Genomic DNA, 5,146 nt, shown 5'->3' with positions numbered 1-5,146 from the left:
CTCTGTAATTCCACCTGTTAAAAATACCTTCCTTAAAGCAAAAATAATTAATAAAAATAATATTTTCGATATAATTGATCCCAAGATTCCATACATCTGAGAATACATAAATTGATTACAATAGATTGAGAGTATATATCCGCTTACCGTTTCTATCATCATCCAAATTGCGTTAAACGCCAGAACAAAAATACATTTGTTCCAACCTCTTCCTTCATAAATACACATCACTGAAATAAATGTTATTACAATAGTAATGATTATATTTATATAAACCGGTAATGTACTAGCATTCAAAAGCAGCAACTGCCAAACTACAAAAATGATGTATCCAATCACAATTGCTATTTTTTTCTTTCTTCTTGTAAAAAACATTGAAAAATAGTAAGAAAAAAGAAATATCGCAAATATTACAAGCAATATCGCTATCACATTCAGCAACATTTTATTCACCAACATAAAACGTATCCCCCATCGAACAGTACTGTTTATTCTTCTATCTTCACTAATTGAAATCTTCTTTTCATTATGGAAATCATATGAATTATTACCAAAGTTTCTATCCGCAAAGTAGTCCATGCTAACTGTTATCGAGACTCCTTTTTTTCCTATTAAAAATATGGAAAAAGCCAAAGCAGATACACTAAGAAAATAATATACGAAGTATATCAACCTTACCATAATCTATTTATACATCAACATAAAAAGTGTCCTCCATTTCACAGTACTGTCCACTGATAATCTTCCGCCTGTCTTCGCTAATAGGTATTCTTTTTCCATTATTCAACACTACAAAATCATATCCTATTTCTTCTACATGTTTATAACTTACCAAAAAAGACTGATGCACCCGCAAAAATGCCACTTTACTCCGTTCCAAACTTTTTTCAATATCATTAAGCTTTCCATAAAGTTCAAAATTTTCTTTTTCTGTAATTATCTTTACCTTTCTTCGATTACTCTCGAAATAAAGGATTTCCCCAATTGGAATTTTATGATTGATCCGTTGGTAACTATATCGAAAATAACTGTCAGTACTACTTATTTCTTCATAGGCTGCTTGCAAACACCGTTCCATCATTTCTCTACTGACAGGCTTCACCAGAAAACGAAAAGGTCTGATTTCAAACGACTCCATCATATAATTTTCATGGCTTGTAACATAAACAATCAAAACACTTTTATCAATCTTCCGAATTCTCCGTGCTACTGTAATGCCGTCTTCCTGTCCCATCTCTATATCCAGAAAGATAATATCAAAAGAATTACCCATTTCTACAGAATCAACCAAATGTTCTCCTTTCCAAAAAACATCCGTATCTACTGGCATAAAATTTCTTTTTGCTATGTTTTGCAACATAGTTTCTATTTTCCCTGTTGTAGAAACAACATCATCACAGATTGCTACATTTATCATTTTCCCTGTCCTTTTTCTTTTTCTCTTCATTTTTTCTAACAATCTGCAAAAGCGACCAGACCAATTCTTGATCATATTGATCTAATGTCTTGTAGACTTCAATCATATCATAATACTCATCCAATGTTTCATTGAGTTTAATCTGTCCTGTTAAATCCCTTTTTACATCTGACATCCCTAACAGATAGTCTGTTGTCACATTAAAATACTCTGCCAGCCTTTTGAGAATATCAACTTTAATCACTGTCACATCTTTCTCATATTTACTAAGCATCTGCTGAGTAATTCCCAATTCTGCAGCTAATATTTCTTGTATGATTCCTCTTTTTTCCCGAAGATTTTTTATACGACTTTCCATAATCCTATACTCCTTATTTTTATTCTAATATCATGCTACCCTTTTCTTGTTTTCATGATACAAATAATAGAAGTATTCATTTACATTGATTAGTGTTGTTGTCTTAGCCTCTAGCTTGTTTTTTCCTGATATAAAGCACGTTTCCGGATCTTGAGTTTAAAAAATCATTAAAATGTTTGCCAACTGTACAATATCATTTATTTACTAACTCCCCTAGAGCGTGTTTGAAAAAGGCTTTCTGCAAGATGTGCGTCACAATTTGTAGGAGATTTTGTTCGGATGAGGGCATCGTAGCGGGCTACGATAACCGAATTCGGGCAAAATATACCACAAAGTGGGGCGTACAGATTGCGGGAATGATTTTTCAAACACGCTCTAGGCTCATTTTTTTCACTGGCTCACTCGTAAACGGGTCTATATATTCTTTCTATCTTCTTTGCATTTTTTCTACTACATTTACATAATATCCACCACACTACACTCAAAATATCTATTTCCATATTTATATTCTAAATTTGCATATCTCTCAAAAATTATATATGTACTTTTGAATTTTAAATATATTATAAATTCTAATACCCTTATCCTATATGTTATTTACAATTCCATGTTGTATATGATAGACTGTCAATGCTAATTTGATCGGCCTCCCTTGTCGCATCACTAACAGATGTTTTATTTCTTTTCTAAGGCTACATTTTGGGAAGCAACCAAAAATATGGGTTTAGAAAGCATAACCTTACCATAACAATATAAATAGTAAGATAAACAAGATCATTTTCTCGATTATCTTACTATTTTTATTAATTAATTATACAACCATACAAACCGAATGGACTCCAAATAAATACTTGTGTAAATTATATCTGCAAGTTCATCTTTGGAAACATTTCTATTTTCTTCTCCTATACATCTCCCCACTTCCTTACTATGTAAAAATGTCATGATTATTCGATATTATTACATCAAGGAAAAAACAACATATTATAAAAGTATTATTATAGTGTAAGCATTAAAATTTTCGAAATTATATTAAAGAGTTAGATTTTGTATAAGTGTATATTTTATCAATAAATTGCAAGATATTTCACCAATGCAATATCTATAATCGTTATATTATTGAATATTCCGGCTTGGATGTCCATGCTGTCCGGTGATTAGGAAACCGATTGGCAAGTATATAGAATACAAGTTACCAATGTAAAGTCGGCTAACGCCCCGCAAAGCGGCTCTGGGCTTGACATAGGCTCTATTTCTTATTATAGGTAATCAAGCCAATCAAAGTTGGTTTCCACTACGCCGGAATCAAGGTTTCTTGACGCAAGAATATTCATATTATGGATGGAGATGATAAACTTTATGTTACATTTAGCTATTTGTGATAAATCATTAAATGATATCGAACAAATGGAAAAATACTTGGAGAATATAAAATTCTTTAATTTTGATTATGAAGTTTTTGAAAACGCAAAAGAATTATATAAGTATCAAACACAACACCATGAAAACTTTGACATATATATATTAAGCATAGAATTGGAAGACATGTTGGGGTTGGAAGTGGCCAGAAAATTACGTGAAGATTCTCAAGAAGCTTTGATTATTTTTGTATCAAATGATGCAAAATGCGTTTTTGATGTTTTCGAAGTTTTTACATTTGCTTTTTTGCTAAAACCTTTAACTTACAATAAATTTAGCACAACATTATATAACGCATTTAATTATTTATACAGAACTAAAAGGCTATTTTTATTCAGTTATCGCAAATGTAACTATAGTATATTATGTCAATCTATTCTATATATTGAAAAGTTAGGAAGAAAAGCCTTTATCCATACAACTGATGCAAGAGTTTATCAATGTAATATCACATTGGAAAAAATTTGGGAACAGTTAAATCCATCGAAATTTGCAGCTATTCATATATCTTGCATTGTAAACCTGACAGAAATTGCCAGCATTAAATGTGATCAATTAAAATTGAAAAATAATGAAGTATTGTATGTTGCAAAAAAATATCGCCAAGAAATCAAATCACGTCATTTACAAAATTTAAAGATGAAAAAATTGTAAAAATTTATATGCAACTACAAAATGTTAATACTTCTAGGTATTTGGAAATAGAAAACGATATATTAAAGAAGCTGGTATAGATAATAGAAACAAAACTCTACTTGATAAAATAGTTTTCAAGGATGAAATACGGCAGAAATGGCAATCTGTTTTAGATGATGATATAAAATACTGTAAGAGTGCTGAAAGAATATGTTTTTCTTTTGTTGACACCCATTATAATATGGCAAAGGCCTATCTTTATAAATACATATGCGAAGGAAGAGCAAATCCAGACTTATTGAATTTAGCAAAAGAGCAGATTAGCATTGCAAATAATCTAGATCCTGATGCACCAGGTACAATGTTTATAAGACGAAATATTTATGAAGCAGATGGAAAATTTGAAGAAGCATATAAATGCGTAGATGAGAAATTAATCAAAGAAAATGATAGGAATGACAAATTAAGAAAAAGATATAAAGAAAAAATAAATAAGATCTCATGAAGTCAAGAGTTTACAATTTGGAGGTCATGCGTCCAGCTAAGAGCATATAGTCAGGGGGAGGGAGATGGAAGCCTCACCAAATAAGTTGCTAAACACAGCATTTGAAACGAGTCTTGAGTCTGTCACGGTAACGTTGCAGGCTAAGCGTATTGGATGAACTCAGAAAAATGGAAGTTTTTCCTAAGAAGAATTAAAGAAACTACTTCTATGATCAGAATATCTTCCGGAACACTGACTGCCGGACTAAACTAAAAAAATAATACCAAGCCATCTGATATAGGAACTGGCAGACAGCCAGAAACAATATCAGATGGCTTTTATAAAATGTCAAATACAGAAGAACTTTTGAACTCATGTATCAGCCCCGGCAAGTATATTTGCCGGGGTGTAAAAAAATTATTAGAATCGATAAGGGTAAGAAAATCCATTTATAGTAGCAAATGGGAACAACTAATTTATGAAAACAATGATTATTATCGAAGTGATTCTAAAAGACATTTGGGCATCATTTTGATTATAAAAAATGTTTGCGTCATATTATACGAGAGGGATAGAAAAATGTATAACCCAGATAAGGACTATCAATATATGCTTGATAAATTAAATTCAATTCGCAAGCAAAAGAATATGTCTAAATATGCTTTGGCAAAAGCAACAGGAATGTCATCTTCGAGTATGAGCAATTTATTGAATGGAAAAACAAAGCCATACTTGTATAATATGTTATTGATCTGCAATGCAATGCATATTTCCATGGAAGAATTACTACAAAATAAAAATTATAATTGTGAAAACGAGGAAGCTATTATTA

Annotated in this window: 6 protein-coding genes and 2 pseudogenes; 4 read left to right on the top strand and 4 right to left on the bottom strand. The window is 31.1% G+C overall.

Annotated elements, in window-relative coordinates:
• From H8Z82_RS16575 to H8Z82_RS17990, 4 genes and pseudogenes are all read right to left on the bottom strand, one after another.
• Positions 1–579: pseudogene (locus H8Z82_RS16575) on the bottom strand (hypothetical protein); the annotation flags it as partial.
• Positions 580–688: 109 nt separating this feature from the next.
• Positions 689–1,417 carry a LytR/AlgR family response regulator transcription factor gene (locus H8Z82_RS16570; RefSeq protein ID WP_117801569.1) on the bottom strand — a complete coding sequence of 243 codons (729 nt, stop codon included), beginning with the start codon at positions 1,415–1,417 and terminating at the stop codon, positions 689–691.
• Positions 1,395–1,775, bottom strand: coding sequence for a helix-turn-helix domain-containing protein (locus H8Z82_RS16565; protein WP_117801570.1), 381 nt, complete (start codon positions 1,773–1,775; stop codon positions 1,395–1,397). The genes H8Z82_RS16570 and H8Z82_RS16565 overlap by 23 nt, the downstream gene beginning before the upstream one ends.
• Positions 1,776–1,972: 197 nt before the next feature.
• A pseudogene (locus H8Z82_RS17990) lies at positions 1,973–2,083 on the bottom strand (DUF6783 domain-containing protein); the annotation flags it as partial.
• Between H8Z82_RS17990 and H8Z82_RS17985 the strand changes: the two are divergent.
• From H8Z82_RS17985 to H8Z82_RS17485, 4 genes are all read left to right on the top strand, one after another.
• Positions 2,033–2,239, top strand: coding sequence for a DUF6783 domain-containing protein (locus H8Z82_RS17985; RefSeq protein ID WP_334298269.1), 207 nt, complete (start codon positions 2,033–2,035; stop codon positions 2,237–2,239). The pseudogene H8Z82_RS17990 and the gene H8Z82_RS17985 sit on opposite strands and share 51 nt — an antisense overlap.
• Before the next feature lie 895 nt (positions 2,240–3,134).
• Positions 3,135–3,848, top strand: coding sequence for a LytR/AlgR family response regulator transcription factor (locus tag H8Z82_RS16560; protein ID WP_182432141.1), 714 nt, complete (start codon positions 3,135–3,137; stop codon positions 3,846–3,848).
• Between the two features lie 223 nt (positions 3,849–4,071).
• Complete coding sequence (locus tag H8Z82_RS16555; protein WP_186995732.1) at positions 4,072–4,335, top strand: hypothetical protein; 264 nt, start codon at positions 4,072–4,074, stop codon at positions 4,333–4,335.
• 324 nt (positions 4,336–4,659) lie between these two features.
• Positions 4,660–5,146, top strand: a 487-nt coding sequence (locus H8Z82_RS17485; RefSeq protein ID WP_243176516.1) for a helix-turn-helix domain-containing protein, incomplete at its 3' end; no start/stop codon positions are given.

This window comes from Blautia difficilis, from assembly GCF_014297245.1.
Taxonomy (GTDB): Bacteria; Bacillota; Clostridia; order Lachnospirales; family Lachnospiraceae; genus Blautia_A; species Blautia_A difficilis.
The sequence above is the reverse complement of the archived record's forward strand: the minus strand, read 5'-3'. Positions and strand labels throughout refer to the sequence as shown.